Annotated in this window: 13 protein-coding genes; 10 read left to right on the forward strand and 3 right to left on the reverse strand. The window is 43.1% G+C overall.

Going from position 1 to position 19,286, the window contains the following annotated elements:
- Nucleotides 1-248: 248 nt before the first annotated feature.
- Entirely contained in the window at nt 249-551 is a 303-nt protein-coding gene (locus tag J3A84_RS07375; protein ID WP_207599374.1) for a DUF2089 family protein, read from the forward strand.
- A gap of 547 nt (nt 552-1,098) precedes the next feature.
- Here J3A84_RS07375 and J3A84_RS07380 read toward each other — a convergent pair.
- A complete protein-coding gene (locus J3A84_RS07380; protein ID WP_207599375.1) occupies nt 1,099-2,958 on the reverse strand; it encodes an ABC transporter ATP-binding protein in 1,860 nt (619 codons plus the stop codon).
- The gene (locus J3A84_RS07385; protein ID WP_207599376.1) at nt 2,955-4,760 is read right to left on the reverse strand and encodes an ABC transporter ATP-binding protein; all 1,806 of its coding nucleotides are present in this window, start codon (nt 4,758-4,760) and stop codon (nt 2,955-2,957) included. Before J3A84_RS07385 ends, J3A84_RS07380 begins: the two co-directional genes overlap by 4 nt.
- 598 nt (nt 4,761-5,358) lie before the next feature.
- Between J3A84_RS07385 and J3A84_RS07390 the strand changes: the two genes are divergently transcribed.
- On the forward strand, nt 5,359-6,075 hold the full coding sequence (locus J3A84_RS07390; RefSeq protein WP_207599377.1) for a uracil-DNA glycosylase family protein: 717 nt from the start codon (nt 5,359-5,361) through the stop codon (nt 6,073-6,075).
- Nucleotides 6,076-6,474: 399 nt separating this feature from the next.
- On the opposite strand, the gene J3A84_RS07395 is transcribed toward J3A84_RS07390, so the two are convergent.
- Nucleotides 6,475-7,695 (reverse strand): helix-turn-helix transcriptional regulator, encoded by a 1,221-nt coding sequence (locus J3A84_RS07395; protein ID WP_207599378.1) that lies wholly within the window; start codon nt 7,693-7,695, stop codon nt 6,475-6,477.
- Between the two features lie 245 nt (nt 7,696-7,940).
- Between J3A84_RS07395 and J3A84_RS07400 the strand changes: the two genes are divergently transcribed.
- From J3A84_RS07400 to J3A84_RS07435, 8 genes are all read left to right on the forward strand, one after another.
- Nucleotides 7,941-9,461: a sugar ABC transporter ATP-binding protein gene (locus J3A84_RS07400; RefSeq protein ID WP_242694069.1), complete on the forward strand. Its 1,521-nt coding sequence runs from the start codon at nt 7,941-7,943 to the stop codon at nt 9,459-9,461.
- Between the two features lie 9 nt (nt 9,462-9,470).
- A complete protein-coding gene (locus J3A84_RS07405) occupies nt 9,471-10,430 on the forward strand; it encodes an ABC transporter permease (protein ID WP_207599379.1) in 960 nt (319 codons plus the stop codon).
- A 17-nt stretch (nt 10,431-10,447) separates the two neighbouring features.
- Complete coding sequence (locus J3A84_RS07410; protein WP_207599380.1) at nt 10,448-11,722, forward strand: hypothetical protein; 1,275 nt, start codon at nt 10,448-10,450, stop codon at nt 11,720-11,722.
- A 26-nt stretch (nt 11,723-11,748) separates the two neighbouring features.
- The gene (locus tag J3A84_RS07415) at nt 11,749-12,783 is read left to right on the forward strand and encodes an ABC transporter permease (protein ID WP_207599381.1); all 1,035 of its coding nucleotides are present in this window, start codon (nt 11,749-11,751) and stop codon (nt 12,781-12,783) included.
- Nucleotides 12,784-12,857: 74 nt separating this feature from the next.
- Nucleotides 12,858-14,534: a glycoside hydrolase family 3 protein gene (locus J3A84_RS07420; RefSeq protein WP_425350738.1), complete on the forward strand. Its 1,677-nt coding sequence runs from the start codon at nt 12,858-12,860 to the stop codon at nt 14,532-14,534.
- Nucleotides 14,535-15,374 carry an HAD family hydrolase gene (locus tag J3A84_RS07425; protein WP_207599383.1) on the forward strand — a complete coding sequence of 280 codons (840 nt, stop codon included), beginning with the start codon at nt 14,535-14,537 and terminating at the stop codon, nt 15,372-15,374.
- A 129-nt stretch (nt 15,375-15,503) separates the two neighbouring features.
- Nucleotides 15,504-17,717, forward strand: a complete 2,214-nt coding sequence (locus J3A84_RS07430; protein WP_207599384.1) for a glycoside hydrolase family 2 protein — start codon at nt 15,504-15,506, stop codon at nt 17,715-17,717.
- Between the two features lie 56 nt (nt 17,718-17,773).
- Complete coding sequence (locus tag J3A84_RS07435) at nt 17,774-19,240, forward strand: GH39 family glycosyl hydrolase (RefSeq protein ID WP_207599385.1); 1,467 nt, start codon at nt 17,774-17,776, stop codon at nt 19,238-19,240.
- The last annotated feature ends 46 nt before the right edge of the window (nt 19,241-19,286 follow it).

Consider the following 19,286-nt stretch of genomic DNA (forward strand, 5'->3'; position numbering starts at 1 on the left):
ATCTCAGAACTTTCAATAATAATATATAGGAGCTCTTTTCGGTTGTTCCATCATGTACTGAACAGGAAGATTCTCAAGTGTGTAAGCTTCTGAATAGATGCAAACATGTCTAGAGGGTCTCTAACATTGGAAGAAGGAATGAGAATCAAAAAATAGCAGTGTGACTGCTGATATATTAAAGTAAAATTTAACATTGACTTTAATAAAGTAAAAGATTATACTTAATTAAATTAAAGGAGGCGATCGTTGTGACAATCGAAATGGTTCCAGATTGGATGGCTAATCTAGATGATGAGGATATGGTTTTTGTGAAGAAATTTATTTTGTCATCAGGGTCTCTTAAGGATATGGCTAAAGAGTATCAGGTAACCTATCCTACAGTAAGGTTACGATTAGACAAATTAATACAAAAAATCAACCTTAGCGAGGATAATGCAAAAGACCCCTACATAGCATTGATCAAGAGACTAGCGATAAATGATAAGCTGGACTTTGACACGGCAAAAATTCTCATCAATGAATATAAGAAAAAGAATGAGAGGGGAGAATAAGATGAAGACTCTTGGTTTGATTCTATTTGTTATTGCACTCTTATTTCTACAAATCTACTTATCCAGAAAAGAGAGTAAGGGCTTAGGATGGATTTTGCCTAGTGCAGTATTTTTGTATTCACTAGATCGTATTTACGTTCTTATTCTTCATATTTCCTCAAGAGATCCAGAGTACGTTGTAATGTCAGAAGTGATCCGATTTTCTCTAACAGTATTCATTATTACGAATATGCTAACTGTGTCGTTACTTCTAATCAATTTTCATTTTAAGAAGAAAAGAAGGGCGATGAAGGAATTAGAAAAAATGAATATTCAAGATCTACACTGAGGGGAAGTAAAGTAGTGCTTATTCATCCTGAATCTCAGATGATTAGTGAAATACTACATTAGTCTGTGGCGAGATTGGTGGTTTAATCAGGACTAGCCTCACTAAACGGTAGAATAAAACAGTGTCATTCAAGGGTTTCTTGAATGACACTGTTTTAGTTTATGCATTTTTCATTTTGGTCATGGACAATTTACAAGCAGAATCTGATGAGATTTCCTCTTACTCATAAACATAATGATCAGCCTGGGCAAACCACAGCTCATGATACTTGCCTTCTTTATCAGAAACCAGGGAAGCATGATTTCCAAGCTGCACGATTTCTCCCCGATCAAATACTGCGATGTTATGGCAGAACCTGCAGGAGGAGAGCCTATGGGAGATGAAGACCGCTGCCTTGTCTTTAACCAGTGCATCGAATTTCGAATAGATTTCAAACTCAGCTATGGGGTCTAGGGCAGCTGTAGGTTCATCCAGTACCACAATGGGTGCATCCTTATAGAGTGCTCTTGCAATGGCCAGTTTCTGCTCTTCTCCACCAGAGAAATCTCGACCTTCTTCATCAAAATTCTTACCGACGGATACCTGGTAATCAGGAACCGATGTATGCACCATGGTTTCTAAACCTGCATGAATGAGGGAGTCTTCCAGTTTTTCCATGTCAACATCTTCGCTCACAGCAACGTTCTGATCCATGCCGAAAGAGAACAGTTTGAAGTCCTGGAACACCACAGAGAAAAGACGGATGTACGCTTCATAGTCATATTCCCGGATATCAATGCCGTTCAGGGTGATGGTTCCTTCTGTAGGCTCATACAATCTGCAGAGGAGCTTGATCAGTGTGGTTTTTCCCGAGCCGTTCATGCCGACGACTGCCAGCCTTTCTCCAGAGTTTATGGTGAGGTTGATATGATGGAGAGCATAAGTTTCCGATGAGGGGTATTTAAAACTGACGTCTTTGAACTCGAATACATAATTGCTCTGCGGCTCAATCTGTCTGGAGCCTTCTTTCTTCATCTCAGGCAGATTGAAATAGGTGATGCTGCTTTGGAAGTGATCGCAGGCAGCGATGAGCATGTTGTACTGCTTCAGAAAACTGCCGATGGCCTGATAGAGCCTCATGATGGCATTGACCTGTATGAAGATGACCCCGATGGTTATGGCACCTACGTAGGCCTTCAGAACCACAAAGGTATAGACGGCCACCATCATGAAGACATTCACCAGGTTCAGCAGCGAGTAATGACGGATATTGGGTTTCACAAAGTTCTCCAGGCAATCATCGCAGTTGGGCGTAACGAAGTCCATGATCTTTTCATGGAGGAGATTCTGTGCATTATAAAGCCGGATGTCTTTGCCGTTGGCGTAGTTGTAGCTGATATGGAAAAACAGATAACCGAAGATCCTGTTGGCACCAACGCCGCCCTTTGCACTGTTTGCGACGGTCTCGCCCAGCTTCCCCTGAATGATGCTGGAGAGGAAAATACCGGTGAGAAGGACCACAACCATGGCCACAAACATCAGCGGAGACTGGATGAATCCCAGGTTTCCGGTCACCTCCACCTGACTTCCGCTTGTGAACATGGTCAGGATCAGGCCTGAAGCGATGAGAATTTCCAGGATGGCCAGTGTGCCCAGCTGCAGAAACTCAGCGATATGCCAGATGCTCATGTAGTTGTTTCCGCCTTCCTGAATAAGCTGCAGAAGATCCATGGTTTCCGTCTTTTCAACCAGGGCATAGTCCAGCTTCATGGTTTTCTTTGACAGCTCGAATTCATAATTGAAGATCAGATGGTTGGTCTCATCATTGTATCTTTTGGTGAAGTATCCGCTTAGGATATGGAGGATGAACAGGAACCCTACAAGGAGCGCCGCCAGGGTAATCAGGGTTGTCTGATTTCTTTCTCCCAGGAGTTCATCCAGGATTCTGGCTGAAAACACGATGGGCACAAAGGGCTTCAAGGCCTGAAGAATGGCATTTATGAAGAGGATCGGCAGATACTGCTTGCGCAGTGTATGGATGGTCTGTAGGGCCATCTTCACGGAAGTCAGGTTCAGTCTTGGTTTTTGCCTTTTCTTCATGATGCTACCTCCGTTTCCTCGTTGTAGTACTGACTCTGCACCTGGAACATATGGGCATACTGCTTTCCTTCCTTCATCAGTTCTTCATGGGTGCCGCGCTCTACGATCTGTCCCTGGTCCAGAAGCAGCACTTCATCGCAGAACTTTGTGCTGGATAAGCGATGGGAGATATAGATGGATGTCTTGTTCCTGGTCATATCATGATACTTTTCATAAAGCTCTGCTTCTGCGATGGGATCCAGGGCAGAAGAAGGCTCATCCAGAATCAGCACCGGTGCATCCTTGTATAGGGCTCGGGCCAGAATCAGTTTCTGGCGTTCTCCACCGGACAGTTCCGTGCCTTCCCGGTCCAGATATTTTTCGGCACTGGTGTATTTCCCCTTGGGAAGGGTACGCACTTTCTCTGAAAGTCCTGACAGCTCGATCACTTCGTCTACTTTCTTCTGATCGGTTTCTTCCCGGGATTTCATGGAGATGTTGACATCGATGCCATAAGCCAGTACCAGCGCATCCTGGAAGGCCACGGAGAACTGATCGAAGTAGCTGCTGATGTCGATGTCTCTTGAATCAATGCCGTTGATGAGAATTTCTCCGCTGTCGGGCTTTAGAAGATTCAGAATCAGTTTGATCAGTGTGGATTTACCGGCACCGTTGATACCTACCAAAGCGATTTTCTTTCCTTCTTCGATTTTCAGATTTAAATGATCAAAGATGACCTTGTCGCCATAGGAAAAGCAGATGTCACGTAGTTCAATGGAGATGGGTGTCTCAATTTTTCTGTCAGGCAGCTTTAAGTTGGCATTTTCTTCCACCTGATCCAGAAACACACGATAATCGGAGACTTCCAGAGAGTCTGATGACAGGATGATGGCATTGTTGACGAAGTTACTGACCCACATGGAAAACCCTGTGATGGAGCCGATATAGAGCACAAACTCCGAAGCGGAAAGGGAGCCTTGCAGGACCAGCAGGATCAGATAGATGTAGGCGAAACCATCCCGCAGGAAGGCGATGAGTCCATCCACTGCAGCGCTTATGAATACTCGAAGCGAGATCTTCTTTTCCCAATCCATTTCTTCATTGATGTACTTCTGACCTAAGGAAACAAGCCACTGGAACATGCCATACATTCTCACGTCTTTCGCATACTTCACGTCTTTTGAGGCATCGATGACGTAGGACTGTTTCTTTCGGATCTTGTTTATGGCATCCTTGTTTCGGATTCTGAATTTATTCACGCTGTTTCCTGCGAGGAAGCTGAAGATGCCGCAGAGTATAAGTAGAAGTATGATGAGCGGATTCAGCCAGGACAGGATGATGATGTAGACGAGGGCGCCTAAGAGATTCGCGCTGCACTCGACGATGCGAGTGACCATGTCCTCCACACCGGTGGAAGGTCTGCTCATGGCATGGCGTGCCTTACGCATTTCCAGCTGTCCCTGCTCTGAGGAGAGGTATTTATAGTGGACGTTCAGAGAGGCCATGCACATCTCAGAACCCAGGTTCATGCTTCTGAAATGGGATTTTCTTCTGGGAAAATACCCATCTGCAAAACTTCTGATCTGGCCGACCAGTAAGGAAACTATACCGAATATGGCGATTAGTAGCAGTAGTTCCCTGACTGATCTTCCTTCCTCAGAGTACTGAATGATGAACTTTGGCATATAGATGCCGATCAGAGGCTGCACCACCATGGTAAAGACCAATGCCAGCATAGAGAGAAGGAGTACGGAATCGATTCTCCAGATGTTCTTCAGCGTATAGGTGATATTACTCCATACGCCATAACGGGGTTTACTCATAAAATAAGTCCTCCTGTAACAGTATAAAATATGATAATGAGGCAGATGGATTGAGATTTGTAGGAAAGCGTGAAGAGTCGCAGAGGCATCGCAGTGAAATAAGAAGAGAGTTGGCTCAGCGAGAGAGAAATGCTCAGAAAAAAGCAGTAGCGCTAGGCAGAATTTCGTTTCATAGATAGTTCCCTGTGATGACGATGATGAAGATGTGATAAGATCGGAATTTGCTCCAGATTCGGTATGGGAATATTGATTTGGTAGCTTTTCTGGGTAAGTCAGAATAACTATATTATTAAGGATTGAAAACGATAATCAAAACATAGTATTATTTTAAACGATGATTACACTTTATTACAATAAAATAATGAGAAATTATTATGTTTTCTAAGCTTTCTCTATTTGACATAGAATCTTATTGAAATATCAGTTTTAAGATTAGTTGAAGAATCAATATTGGTCTTAATAGGTCGGAGAAAATGAATAATAAATGGTTGATTGTCAAATATGTTGTGATAATTATCTCCAAATTATATAATAAGGCTTAAGTAGAAAACTATAATATATAGATGATTATATGAAAATTTCTGTTTTGAGGTGATTTATGAATAGAAGACAGTTATCAGAATTTTTATTTAGCAAAATGAATATGGTTGAACCTTATCCCGATAAAGTAAAGCCTGTTTCTGAAATGATGGAGCTTACTGCCTTTTTTCCTGGGGGAATGGGGCTATGGTTAGAGGAAAAATCAGAGATAATTCCAGATATTCTTGTTCTTGGACATGATTTCTCAACTGTTCTAGAATACAAAAAAATGGTGGATAGTATGCAGAATGAGATTAATGGTCCTACTTGGAGAGAATTGAGAAAACTCTTTAAAACAGCAGAGATTGATCTTAACCGATGCTTCTTCAGTAATGTTTACATGGGGCTTCGCGATGTGAAATTGATGACTGGTACATTTCCAGGATCAAAGGACAAAGCATATGTTCATAGAAATTTAGAGTTCCTCAAGCTTCAGATTGAAACAATAAAACCAAAAGTAATCATCACATTAGGAAAGCCAGCCTCAATTAATCTTTCCTTACTCTCTAAGGAACTGAAGGAGTCATGGGCAGGTGGTAAAGCCCTTAGTATCCCGAACAATGGGTTGAAAAATAATGTTGTGATTCATGACCATAACTACATTTGTGCAGCGTTAGAGCATCCATCTATGAGAAATCAGAATGTGAAGAGAAGAAGACACCAAAATGAAAGTGGATGTTATTCAGGTAGTCATGCAGAAGTTGAATTGCTGAAAGATGCGATGCAGTTCACGTAACGGATATTTGTATCGATTACTAATTCATCCAATATCTTTTATGCGTTAAAGAAATGAACAATTAAATACATAACATAGTTTCAGAAGTAGCATCCAAGGTTTCATTACCGATATATGTTTTTAGAGAATCAAAAGAATACGCTGATGAATCATACATCGATGTCTTTGCAGATTTCGAAGGAATAATTGAATTTAATCTGATCGTAAAGACAGAAATTCCAGAGATGAAAGAGTAGAGAAAGTTTAACTAAAAACACACCAAAACACTCGCGAGTGTTTTGGTGTGTTTTTTGAATGTGTTCGAATGATAAGTCTATTGGGGAGAAGCAGACTTTACCTGTTCATGTTCAGATTATTCAAAGCAAACTGCTGAAAAATAGAAGATATTATGCACCAAACCTATATCTTCTCCAGGTAGGCATTGTTTCGGAAATCCGTCGGCGCAACACCCACTTCTTTCTTAAAAACCTTCGTGAAGTAATTATGGTCATAGATACCCACGTGGATTGCAATATCCTGTATGGAAAGGGAGCTGGTGTTCAGCAGGTTTTTTGCTCTTTCAATTCTTAGCTTGTTGATGTATTTGATAATGGTTGTGCCAACCTCTTTTTTAAAGAGATTGGAAAGGTAGGGCACGGAAACGTTGTATTTTTCCGCTAAATCAGAAAGGCTGATTTTTGCATCCAGATTGAAATCGATGAAATACAGGGTCTGCCTTACACAATGGGAATACTGCCTGGTGGATTTTGTCTTCACAAGAAGACAGTATTCCCGAATCATTTTCTCATATAATTGGTCTAACGCTGTCTCACTAAGGGAGTTTTCAATGTAGTTCACAAACTTGCTTGAGATCTCGTGTAGAAATATCGGATGAATCTCATTGGGTTCAATGGCTTTTCTGAAGAGAGTATTTGCTGTGATAAGCAATGATTTCTGCTCTCTTAAAGTGCTTGTCAATCGAGGTTCAAAGGGTGCACTGATGAACTTTCTTGCGGACTCCAATGCGGCTTTGCGGTCTCCTGCTGATATATACTGCAGAAGCTCTTTCTCAGTGCGGTACCTCAGCTCTACTTTTCTGGAGTAGGCATCAAAATCAGTTTTTGGCTGATATAGTATTCCTGATTTTGACACATTGGACAGGTCATGGTACTGAACAGAAAAAGGCGTGGCATCGGGATTGATGTAGTTCACGATATTACCAATGGTGGAGATGATCTGGAGATTGGTGTTAATGACGGGTATACCATAAATGAAACTTTTCAAGTGCTGCACATTTGAAATGGTAAGATTGTGCTGCTCTGTTAAATCGTGCCAGTATTTGTCATCGACGGTTTTATTAAAATATGGTCCGATGGTAATGAGCTCATTTTTGTCCTCATAAGGATAGAAAAAAATATAGTTCAGCATATAAGAGTCGGTGACAATGTGAAATGTATAATGGTCCATTTCCTTGATAAAGCCACGAACATCATCATAAAGATCATGAGATCTCTCCAGACTATCCCGAAGATAAAGGTCAAATGCTGGTAAATCATTATAAGGCTCAAGAAAATAATGCATGTCCAGTTTCAATGTGTCTTTTAGTAGCTTGGTTATGAAATCTAGTGTTCTGCTGATCATAGGATACTCCTTTATTACGAAACTGACCTTGATTAAAGAATTGCGATTAAGTATATCTTCTTCGAGTGAAAATATAGTTATTTGAAGAAATTATAACTAAGACACAGGAATTAATCAACGAAAACATGCAATTTCATGCAATTACTTTAAAATAATACTAATACCAAAGTTTTTTTTCTAACTGACTAGAAAAAAACGTGATACATTGATTATGTTAACGAATACAGGGGAGGAACGTGTATGTTATGGAAATGGTAAAGCGTGACGATTTCAATGATCGGTTTATTCAAGTCAGCAATGTATCCAAGCATTTTGGCGTAACCGTTGCATTGAACGAAGTATCCTTCACCGTGCCAAAAGGCTTGGTGTGCGGACTCGTTGGAGAAAATGGAAGTGGAAAATCCACATTTGCATCTATACTTGCAGGGATTACACAAGAGACAAGTGGAGAGATTTTTCTGGATGGTCAGAAGTGGAAGCCCGGGAATGTGCTGGAAGCACAGAAGAACGGAGTGGCTATGATTGTTCAGGAAACAGGAACCATTGAGAATATTACTGTGGCAGAGAATATATTCTTAGGTCAAGAAATGCTGTTTTCAAAAGGAATATTCATCAGCCGAAAGAAGATGTTTGTGGCTGCTCAGAAAATACTGGATGAACTGAAGATCACTTCATTCAATTCTGAAACCCCTACATCCAAGCTGGATCTTCAGGATCGCAAACTGGTTGAGATCGCCAAAGCAATGTACTGGAATCCTAAAGTGTTTATAGTAGATGAGACAACAACGGCCTTATCCCATATTGGGCGTGAACTCCTCTATGCGCTGATGAAGAATCTGACATCAAAGGGGACAACGGTTCTTTTTATCAGTCATGACCTGGAAGAGCTCATGGAACAGTGTGACATCATTCATATCCTTCGTGATGGGGATTTCATTGGAACGCTAGAGAAAAATGAGTTCGATGCAGACCGCATGAAAGAAATGATGATCGGACGAAATCTTGAAGGAGACTACTATCATGCAGATGAGGAAGGCTATGCAGACGAAGTGGTTCTACGGGCGGATCAGATTACTACGCTGGAGGATTTGCTTTGTTTCAGTGTAGAGCTTCATCGAGGTGAGGTGTTGGGCATCGGAGGATTATCGGATTGTGGCATGCACACTCTGGGGAAAGCCTTATTCGGTGCGGAGAAAGTATTGGATGGAAAAGTAACTCTGTCAGATGGCACTGTCATTGACAATACGAAGAAAGCAGTCAAGCATAAAATGGCTTACCTTTCGAAAAATCGAGACCGTGAGTCTCTGGCTCTGAATGCCACTGTGAAGGAAAATATTGTCAGTATTGCCCATGATATCAATAAAGTTTTCGGACCCATCCTGTCATTCAGGAAAGAGTCCCAATATGCAAAAAAACAGATCGAAGACCTGTCTATCAAATGTGCATCAGAGGCTCATCTAGTGAGTACACTATCCGGTGGGAACAAGCAGAAAATTGTTTTTGGGAAATGGATTGGCGTTGACTCCGATATTCTCATCATGGACTGTCCCACACGAGGTGTGGATATCGGGGTTAAAGCAGCGATGTACAAACTGATCTATGAAATGAAGAAAAGCGGAAAGGCCATTCTACTGATCAGTGAGGAGCTTCCGGAACTGATAGGGATGAGTGATCGGATCATCATCATGAAAGACGGCGAAATCAGTGCTGAGATTCCCAGGAGTGAAGGATTCAGCGAACATAAACTGATAGATGCCATGTTGTAGGAGGAAGAAATGAAGGAGAAATTAAAACGGTTAAATGAACAGCAATTCTTCATTCGTCTGATGCCGATCTTTCTGTTGGCTGTCATGGCCATTGGATTCAATATCGCTACGGATGGAAAATTTGGAGATGTTCGAAATCTCAAACTCATCGTCACCCAGGCGATAATCATTGGTACGGTGGCAACTGGTGCGGTGTTTATATTTGGAACGGGGAATGTGAGTATTGCTCTTGGAGCTACCACTGCAATAACAGCTGCCATCATGAGTAAGGCATACCTTGCAACAGAATCCGTGCCTGTGATGATTCTTTCTGCGATTGTTGTCGCTACATTGATTATGGTAGCAACAGCAGTACTGAGTACAGTGCTGAAAGTTTCTGTCATGTTTGTATCTATAGTGGTCATGGTTCTATTCCAGGCAATTTTGCAGACAATACTGGGTGCTGGAACCTTAACACTGCCCTATGAGATGACATCGGCGCTTACCAGTGCGAATTTTCATTACATAGCCTTTGCGGCTTACTTCATTCTGTGTGCGGTGCTCTTTCACTTTACTGGAATCGGACGTTCCATAAAGTTTCTAGGATCAAATAAGATCTGTGCTGAGCAGAGCGGAATTTTCATGAACAAGTACCTGATGATTGCTTTCGCTGTATCGGGTATAGGAATCGGTCTTGCGGCCATCATGACGGGCATCAGAACGGGTACCATAGGTGTTGGAACGGCTTCAAGCCTTAATATGGATGTAGTGCTAGCCATTGTCCTCGGAGGCATGTCTGTGTTTGGCGGAACAAGATCTTATATCTATGCAGGAGCCCTTGGGGCGGTTACTGTCACACTCTTAAACAATGGATTACTTATGGTAGGTATCAGTCCAACAGTTCTTCAACTGGTCAGAGGAATATTCTTTCTGACATTTATCTTTGCAGGTCAGAAACGGCCGGATCGATTACCAGACAACGAAATATAAATATTGGGGGAAATGAAATGAAAAAGAAAATTGCATTATTACTGGCAGCCATGATGATGGTGGTAGGCCTTGCAGGCTGTGGGAGTAAAGAGACGCCGGAACCGTCTGCTCCTTCCTCACCGGAAGCAGGAAATGAGACACCTGCTCCATCAGAAGAAGAGAACATCACCATCGCTGTAGCCTGGAATGCCATCGATGCAACAACTCAGACGAGAATGACCTATCTGGAGGATCATCTGGGACCTGCGCTGGGCATTGACTTCATCTTTTCGGAGGCTATTTCTGATACAGCGCAGCTCATGACGTTCCTTGAGAACTCATACGCAGCTGGCGCTGACGGGTTACTTTCTCTTATTACAGACGGGACGGAGCAGCTGGTATCCAAAGCAGACGAGCTTGGTGTGTATACCGCAGTGGTATCTTCCACGCTCTACGAAGAAGTAGCCGCAGTTCCGACCTACATGGGCATTACCGGAATTGATTTAAGCAAGGTTGCAGATGCCTATGGTGAACTGATGGATGCGCAGTTTGATTCTGCTGAACCTGCGAATTTCATTGTGATTTCCGGTGGTTCCGCCATGGGCGTTGCATCTCATCGTGAAGCAACAAAATCCATGCTCAAAACATTTCAGACGAAATTTGATTTGACTTATGATGCGGACATCACAGAACTTGCCACACTGAATGCCACCACGGAGATCAGCACGGGTAATGAGGAAGTGAAGATTACCATCGTGCCAGGATTCCCCAATATGGACGGATATGTCTCTGGTGTTTCAGGACTGCTGCAGACAGGAGATTATGATGCCATCGTCTCTGTGTATCCTACAGCTGAAACCTTCGGCACCGCCATCGACGAAGTGGAAAAAGCACTGGGCAAGAATGTCAAGCTTCTTTGTCAGGCAAACTTTGGAGAAAATACCAAGAAGGCATTTAGCACCTTGGACTCCACAGGAAACCCTACACTGGATGGTGCTGTCATCAACTCCGGATCCGCTTCGGATGCTTATGGTGTAGTCCTTCTCTATAACGGCATCACTGGACATGGGGATGCCTTCAAGCCGGAAGGCAAGGCCATCACCATGGCGCCAGGACCACTTGTTGCCAGTGGCGCAGAAGCATACGGCAAACTGGAGCAGCTGGATACCAGCGATGAGATGTATGTGTACACCTCCGATGAGATCAAAACCCTTCTGAAAAAATATAACGATGCTGCAGACTATGATCTGCTTATGGAAACAAGCCGAAACTTCACCACGGAAAACATTCTGGAAAGACGTGGACTGAAGTAAGACGGTAGTGTAAAGGAGAACTGCAATTGAATGTTAAACAATTCGTCAATAAGGCCATCTATTTAATTTCAGTACCACTGGCTGTTGGTCTTTTCATGGAACTGCTGGTGTATGCACAGACTGGAGGCCATCTGGTTTCTTCGGTGCTGGACCTCCGGAACTTAGTACGAGATCTCGGAGTCACAGCGGTCATCGCTTTTGCCTTGTCTTTAAATCTAGGCAGTGGAAGATTTGATTTATCTTTAGGAGCTCAGAGACTTGTAGCCACCATCATTGGTGGCAACATCGCTGTGAGTCTTGGCTTTAATGGCATTGGACTGCTTATCATGGCAATTCTCATGGGACTCCTGGCAGGATTTGGTGTTGGGATGGTGTTTAGTGTCTTCAGGGTCCCACCTGTGATACTAGGTCTTGGCATGGCCATGATCTATGAAAGCCTGGCTTTTGCAGGTTCTGATGGAAAAGGGCTACAGCTCTTTGGTGTTCCTGATATCGAAATGCTTGTGAACCCAAACTTTACACTGCTGGTTCTTGGGCTGGGCACACTGTTTGTTTTTATCCTATTCACATTCACAAAGTTCAGATATGAGATGCAAGCGATGAGAGGCTCTCAGAAGATCGCGAAGACATCTGGAATCAATGTGTTCAGACATGTTGTGATCTGTTACACATTGGCCGGGGGACTGGTTGCGATTTCAGGAGTGTTCAGTGCTTCTTTCACTGGAGCTCTTGCACCGATGCTCGGCATGACCAGCAACAGTGCAGTGATCGCCATGACTTTCCCGATGTTTCTCGGGACTTATCTGGCACGAAGAACGAACATCGCCGTGGGGATCATCAGTGCTTCTTTGACCATAAAGCTCTTTGGTATTGGAATGGTAGCATTAAAAGTCTCCAACTCACTGAATACCGTCATCAATATGCTGGTGTTCATCGGATTCCTTGCTTTTTTAGCCAATGAAAGGATTCCTGCTTTACGAAGGAGACAAAGAGCACGCATTAAGGAAGCGAAGGAAAAAAGAATAGAACTTGAAAGCGTTACAAATGTAGGGAGATTATGATGGTCAATTTAAGAACGAAACCATATCTGCTCAGTGAAGAAAAAATCACTTGGGTCACAGAGACACTTTCTGGAATGTCTTTGGAAGAAAAAATAGGTCAGCTGTTTATTACGCTGAAGAGTAAACCTGGTGTTGATGAAAAAGAAATTGAAGAGACCTTGATGAAATATCACCAAGGTGGGTTGCGTTGGCAGGGAGGAGATATGGAAACAGTCCATCTCCAGAACACCACGTATCAGAAGCTCTCTACAGTACCACTGCTCATTGCTGCAAACTGTGATGAAGGTGGCAATGGATGTATACCTGAGAAAGGAACATTTGTAGCAACAGCTGCCCAGGCTGCAGCCCATGAGTCCCCTGATACTGCCTATCATATGGGACTGGTCTCCTCACGTGAAGCGACAAGCATCGGCTGCAACTGGCTGTTCAATCCGGTGGCAGATATCTACATGAACTGGAGAAACACCATTGTCAACACAAGATGTTTTGGCTCTGATGCAGATGTAGTTCTGAAAAACACCAGAGCATTCATCAAAGGCGTGAAAGATGGAAATCCCAACATGGCCTGCTGCATCAAGCATTTTCCAGGAGATGGTGTGGAGGAACTCGATCAGCATCTGGTATTCGGAATCAATAATCTGAGCGTAGATGAATGGAACGACACATTTGGCAAAGTATACAGAAATCTCATAGAGGATGGTGTTGAAACCATCATGGTAGGCCATATTGGGTTACCTGAAATGAGCAGAAAACTAAGACCGGGTATTAAAAATGAAGAAATCATGCCGGCCACCATCGCACCAGAGCTTCTAACAGATCTTCTCAGAGGAGAAATGGGATTTAATGGTCTGCTTCTTACAGACGCCACCCATATGATCGGACTTTCTGCAGTAAAGAGTAGAGAAGAGGCGCTGCCTCTGGCGGTGGCTGCAGGTTGTGATATGATCTTATTTGCAAATGATCTGGATGAGGACATGGCATTTATCAAGAATGGAATTGAAAAGAACATCCTGTCAGAAGAGCGCCTTAATGATGCGGTCACAAGAATTCTAGGGTTGAAAGCAAAGCTCAATCTGACCGATGAACGTGTGGCCATCCCTGAAAAAGAGCTTCTCTATACCAACGTGAATACAGAGGAGCATCAGAACTTCAGAAAACTGGCAGCAGAAAGATGCGTGACTCTGGTAAAGGATACGGCAAATCTGATTCCAGTGGATCCAGATAAGAGGAAGAAGGTCTGGCTGGTTTACGTACAGTCTGCGCCTACAAGCATCGCCTACAGACCAGACCCTCAACGACTTGTTATGGTGGAAGAGCTCGAAAGAGCTGGATTCCAGGTGGAACTGGCACCATGCTTTTATGATCTGGAAGCGGAAAATGGTCCAGGCATGATGAATTTTGTGAAGATGCTGAACAAAACCAGCAGAAAAGAGTTCAAAGAAAAGTACGATCTGGTTCTGGTCGTATTCAATATCAGCGGCTATGCTCAGGAAAATATTGTCCGCGTTAAGTGGAGTCAGCATCACAGTGTGGAACTGCCCTGGTATATCTCAGAAGTACCTACCATCGGTATCAGCCTGAATTATACAAATCATCTGATTGATATACCTCAGGTAAAGACATTCATCAACTCCTTTGGCAGTTCGAGAGATCATATCAGAGCCACCGTGGATAAACTCTGCGGGAAGTCCAGCTTCACTGGAGATGTTAAGGAACATTATTTCTGCAACAGGTGGGAAACGAGGTTATAAATGAGTACTTTTAAAGAAAACAGATACTTGGTCTGCATTGATTCTGATGGCTGCGCCATAGATTCCATGACGGTAAAACATGAAAAAGCCTTTGGACCTGCGTTGATTGAGATTTGGGATGTTCCTGATGAAAGGCATCAGGAGATCCTTACCCTGTGGAATCAACTGAATCTCTATACAAAAACCAGAGGAATCAACAGATTTCAGGGACTTTCTGCAATCTTATCCTACTACCCGGAGCTTTCCGATCCCATGGAACTTAAGAGCTTTACCGCATGGGTTGAAAATACGAAGGTTCTATCACCGGAATCCTTGCAGAAGGAATATGATAAAACCGGTCTCGAGATCTTATCCAAAGCCCTTGCGTGGTCTAGACGAGTGAATGTGCTTATAACTTCGCTGCCCTTGGCGCTTCCTTTTGAGGGAGTGAGAGAAGCAATGGTGCGAATCGGAGAGATGGCGGATATAGCTGTGGTATCTTCTGCGAACAAATCTGCGATTCAGGAGGAATGGGAGACGAGTGGATTATACAATCTGGTGCAGTATTTTTTTGCACAGAATGATGGAACCAAAAGTGAATGCATCAGAAAACTCATTGATTCAGGGTACAGGCATGAAAATAGCATCATGGTCGGAGATGCCATCGGTGATTATATAGCAGCCGAAAAAAACAACATCAGGTTTTATCCCATCATGGCTGGCAAGGAAACTTTTTCCTGGCAGGCATTTAAGGATAGATACTTCCAGATGTTCATGAATAGAGATTTTGATGAGCATATTCAAGCTGAACTTTTAAGAGCAATGGATGATAATCTAGCAGATTCCATAAGTAAATCTTAGAACATTGAAGGCGTATACGATACCAGGAGAGACAAGCAATCCATGCCTTGTCTCTTTCGTGTCAGTATAAAAGAATCTTCAGTTTTATGACAGATTTTGGTGGATGAGCATAGTCATACGGAGGTAATTATGAGAGAAATATATCCATTAAATACAGGATGGATGTTTGAAAAAGCAAATACAGTACTTGAGAATAATAGTTACATGATATCATCCCACGAGGTGGTGAATCTGCCCCATACTTGGAATGCAGATGACAACAATGACAGGGGGAAGTATGTCTATCAGAGGAATTTCTCTTTGGGAAGTAAGCATGCGGACCAGGAGATATACATTGAATTTCTTGGAGCAAACTCCGTATGTCAGGTGTATCTAAACAGCACTTATCTTGGAGAGCATCGTGGAGGATATTCTACATTCCGATTCTGCATTACCCAGCTGGTAAGATGGTATGATGACAACGAATTGACCGTGTTTCTGGACAACAGTCCTACAGAAGATGTCTCACCCTTGGCGGGAGACTTCACGATCTACGGTGGACTTTACAGAGGTGTGAATCTGATCTGCACAGATAAAAACCATTTTGATCTGGGTTATTATGGCACCAGTGGCGTGATTCTTCGAAGCGAAGTGGATGAGAAAGAAAATGGAATCCTTCATCTGGAGCTGCATGCGAAATGTGATGAAGGTGTCAGGGTTCAGGTGTCGGTTCTTGATGAGAATCATGAAACCATAGAGACGAAAATTGCAGATGCATCAGAAAAACACATTTCAATGAAAGTGGAGAGACCAGACCTATGGCAGGGCAAAGAGAAGCCATGCCTGTATGAGCTGAAAGCAGAGCTTGTGGGAGAAGATACAGTTTATGATGAGGTCAGCCTGAAATTCGGATTCAGGGCGTGCTCTCTCCATGCAGAAAATGGTTTCTATCTCAATGGAAAACATCTGCGGATCAACGGTGTAGCAAAACACCAGGACTGTGAAGGCTATGGCAATGCGGTGACACCAGAGGTCATAAGAAGAGATTTTGATCTGATCAGAGAAATCGGTGCCAATGCTGTGAGACTCTCTCATTATCAGCATGATCAGCTCGTCTATGATCTCTGTGATCAGGAAGGATATGTTGTCTGGGCTGAAATTCCAATGATGTCCATGCCGGATTCACAAAGCGTTCTGGAAAACGCAGAAGAACAGCTGAAAGAGCTTGTACTGCAGAATTGTCATCATCCATCCGTATGTTTCTGGGGTATTCAGAATGAGATTGCCATGGGCGGGGAGTCCATCAGTATGTACAGATCTGTGGATGAACTGAATGATGCTGTGCATAAAATTCTGCCTAAGGCACTGACTGCCAGTGCCAACATGTACTATGTCAAAAATTCCAGCCAGCTGAATCAGATCACCGACATGACAGGATATAATCTCTATTACGGGTGGTACTATGGAGAGACGAAAGATCTTAAACTGTGGATTGAAGAGTTTCATAAAGATAACCCCCAGGTTCCGTTGGGGATTTCAGAATATGGTGCAGATGCCAACCTTGCCTTCCATTCTGAACGGCCGAAAGTGAAAGATTATACGGAAGAGTTTCAGAGTATCTATCATGAAGAGACCTACAGGATAATCAGCGACAAGCCTTATCTTTGGGGCAGTTTTCTCTGGAATATGTTTGATTTTGGCAGCGCTATACGAGATGAAGGTGGAACCAAGGGGAAAAACTGTAAGGGCCTGGTCACTTTTGACAGAAAAATTAGGAAGGATGCGTTTTATTTCTACAAGGCCAACTGGTCCAAGGAACCTTTTATCCATATCTGTGAAAAGCGGTTCATAAACCGGCATGAAGATTTGATGGATATTAAAGTGTATTCCAATTTATCTAAAGTTACAGTATCCGTCAATGGTGTTGAGATGGAACCAGTTTCTGGAAGTGTTGTATTCATCTTCAAGAATGTAGCTTTAAAGCCGGGGCAGAACATCATCAGAGCGTATCAGAATGGAGAGGAAGACCAGGTTGTCTTTGTGAAAGTAGAGGAGCCTGACCCTTCTTACGTCTTTGTAGATCCTCACCCGGAAATCAATGTGAAGAACTGGTTTACTCAGGAACAGGGTGAGGTGGATGTTTTTCCAGAGAACTTCTTTTCCATCCTGGATTCATTAGACACCTTAATGGCCAACGAGGCAGCCTGGAATATTGTGAAAAAGTTCGCGCCGAAACTTGCCGAACGTGCTGTGCCTGGAGTGGTTACCCTACTCTGGGTCTGTAATAAAATGAAAAGCGTTCTCTCGGAAGAAACGGTGAAGAAAATGAATGGTGAACTTATCAGAATCCCTAAAGAACAATAATTTTTCACATTCTAAAATAATTCTATATAAGGACAGAATGGAAAGGCAGGAGAAAAATGATCAGATTTACATTACATAGTGACCAGCTACATCCATTTCCGCACTACTGGGAACATTGCATCGGCAGCTGCAATGCTTATACGGCACTGAGAGAGGATTACAGAACACAGCTGAAGCGGGCTCACGACGAACTGGGGTTTCAATATGTACGGTTTCATGGCATTTTCGATGATCGGATGAGTACACTTCTCATGAAAAAAGATCATCAGGGCAATGAATACGGACTTGTATATAATTTTACCAACATCGATAATATTTTTGATTTTCTTCTCAGGATTGACATGAAACCTTTTATTGAGTTGGGCTTTATGCCTTCTGCCATTGCCCGAGGTGACAAAACGATTTTTCATTATAAAGCAAATATCACTCCGCCAAAATCTTATGAGATGTGGGGGGAGCTTGTTCGAAGATTCGTGGAGCATCTTGTGGACCGCTACGGGATTGAAGAAGTTAAAAGTTGGTTTTTTGAGGTCTGGAATGAACCGAATCTGTTCTTCTTTTTCGATGGAACGAAGGATGAGTATTTTAAACTCTACGAAGTTTCAGCAAGGACGATCAAAGAAGTCCATCCTGAGCTGAAAGTCGGTGGCCCAGCTACCTCCTGTAATTCCTGGATCAAGGATACGGTGGATTTTTGCAGCGTTCATGATGTTCCCCTGGATTTCATTACAACCCATCATTACCCTACAGATGATCCTCTCTGGAAATCAGGCATGGATATCATGGATTTTTTTCAGTCGGACTTGGCTGGAAACCGCACCTATGAACGTGGTGTACTGACGAAGATGGCAAAAAGGGTTCGTGAAGAAGCTGGCGACTATCCGGTGTACTTCACAGAGTGGAACACCTCTGCCATGCAAGGTGATGCGAAGCGGGATGAACCCTTTGCCGCTGCCATGATTGCCAAGACACTGGCGGATCAGGATGGACTGGTTCAAGGATATTCTTATTGGACCTTCTCGGATATTTTTGAAGAGAGCGGACAGCTGCCAGGGGCCTTTCATGGTGGATTCGGACTGCAGACCTGCTATGGGATTGCAAAGCCATCCCATAGAGTCTTTCAGCTGTTTCATGGACTCGGAGATCGGAGAGTGGGGATTTCTTCAGATGTTTCACATGCCACAGTGGAGGCAATTGCAGCAAAAACAGATTCAGGGTACCGAATCATTTTCTATAATCATACGATTCCAGGAGAAGCGATTCGTGAGGAGACGATATCTTTAATGGCTGTATCAGTTTGCACCCTGAAAAATGTGGTTGTGTATCGAATCGATGAGAATCATGCAAATCCCAAAAAGCTCTGGGTGAAGCTTGGAGAACCGGAGTATCTGAAAGAGAGAGAGCTTCAGCTTCTTCATGGGGAATCCGAGCTCATTCCTGAAATCATGGAGATGGATTCGGAGCTGATACTGAGTATTCCTGCACATAGTGTCATTGCGGTAGATCTGAAGTGTAAAAACTGATACCAGGGTGACAATAATCGGATAATAAAGGATATGTTATGTAGCT

The organism is Proteiniclasticum aestuarii (assembly GCF_017368455.1).
Taxonomy (GTDB): domain Bacteria; phylum Bacillota; class Clostridia; order Clostridiales; family Clostridiaceae; genus Proteiniclasticum; species Proteiniclasticum aestuarii.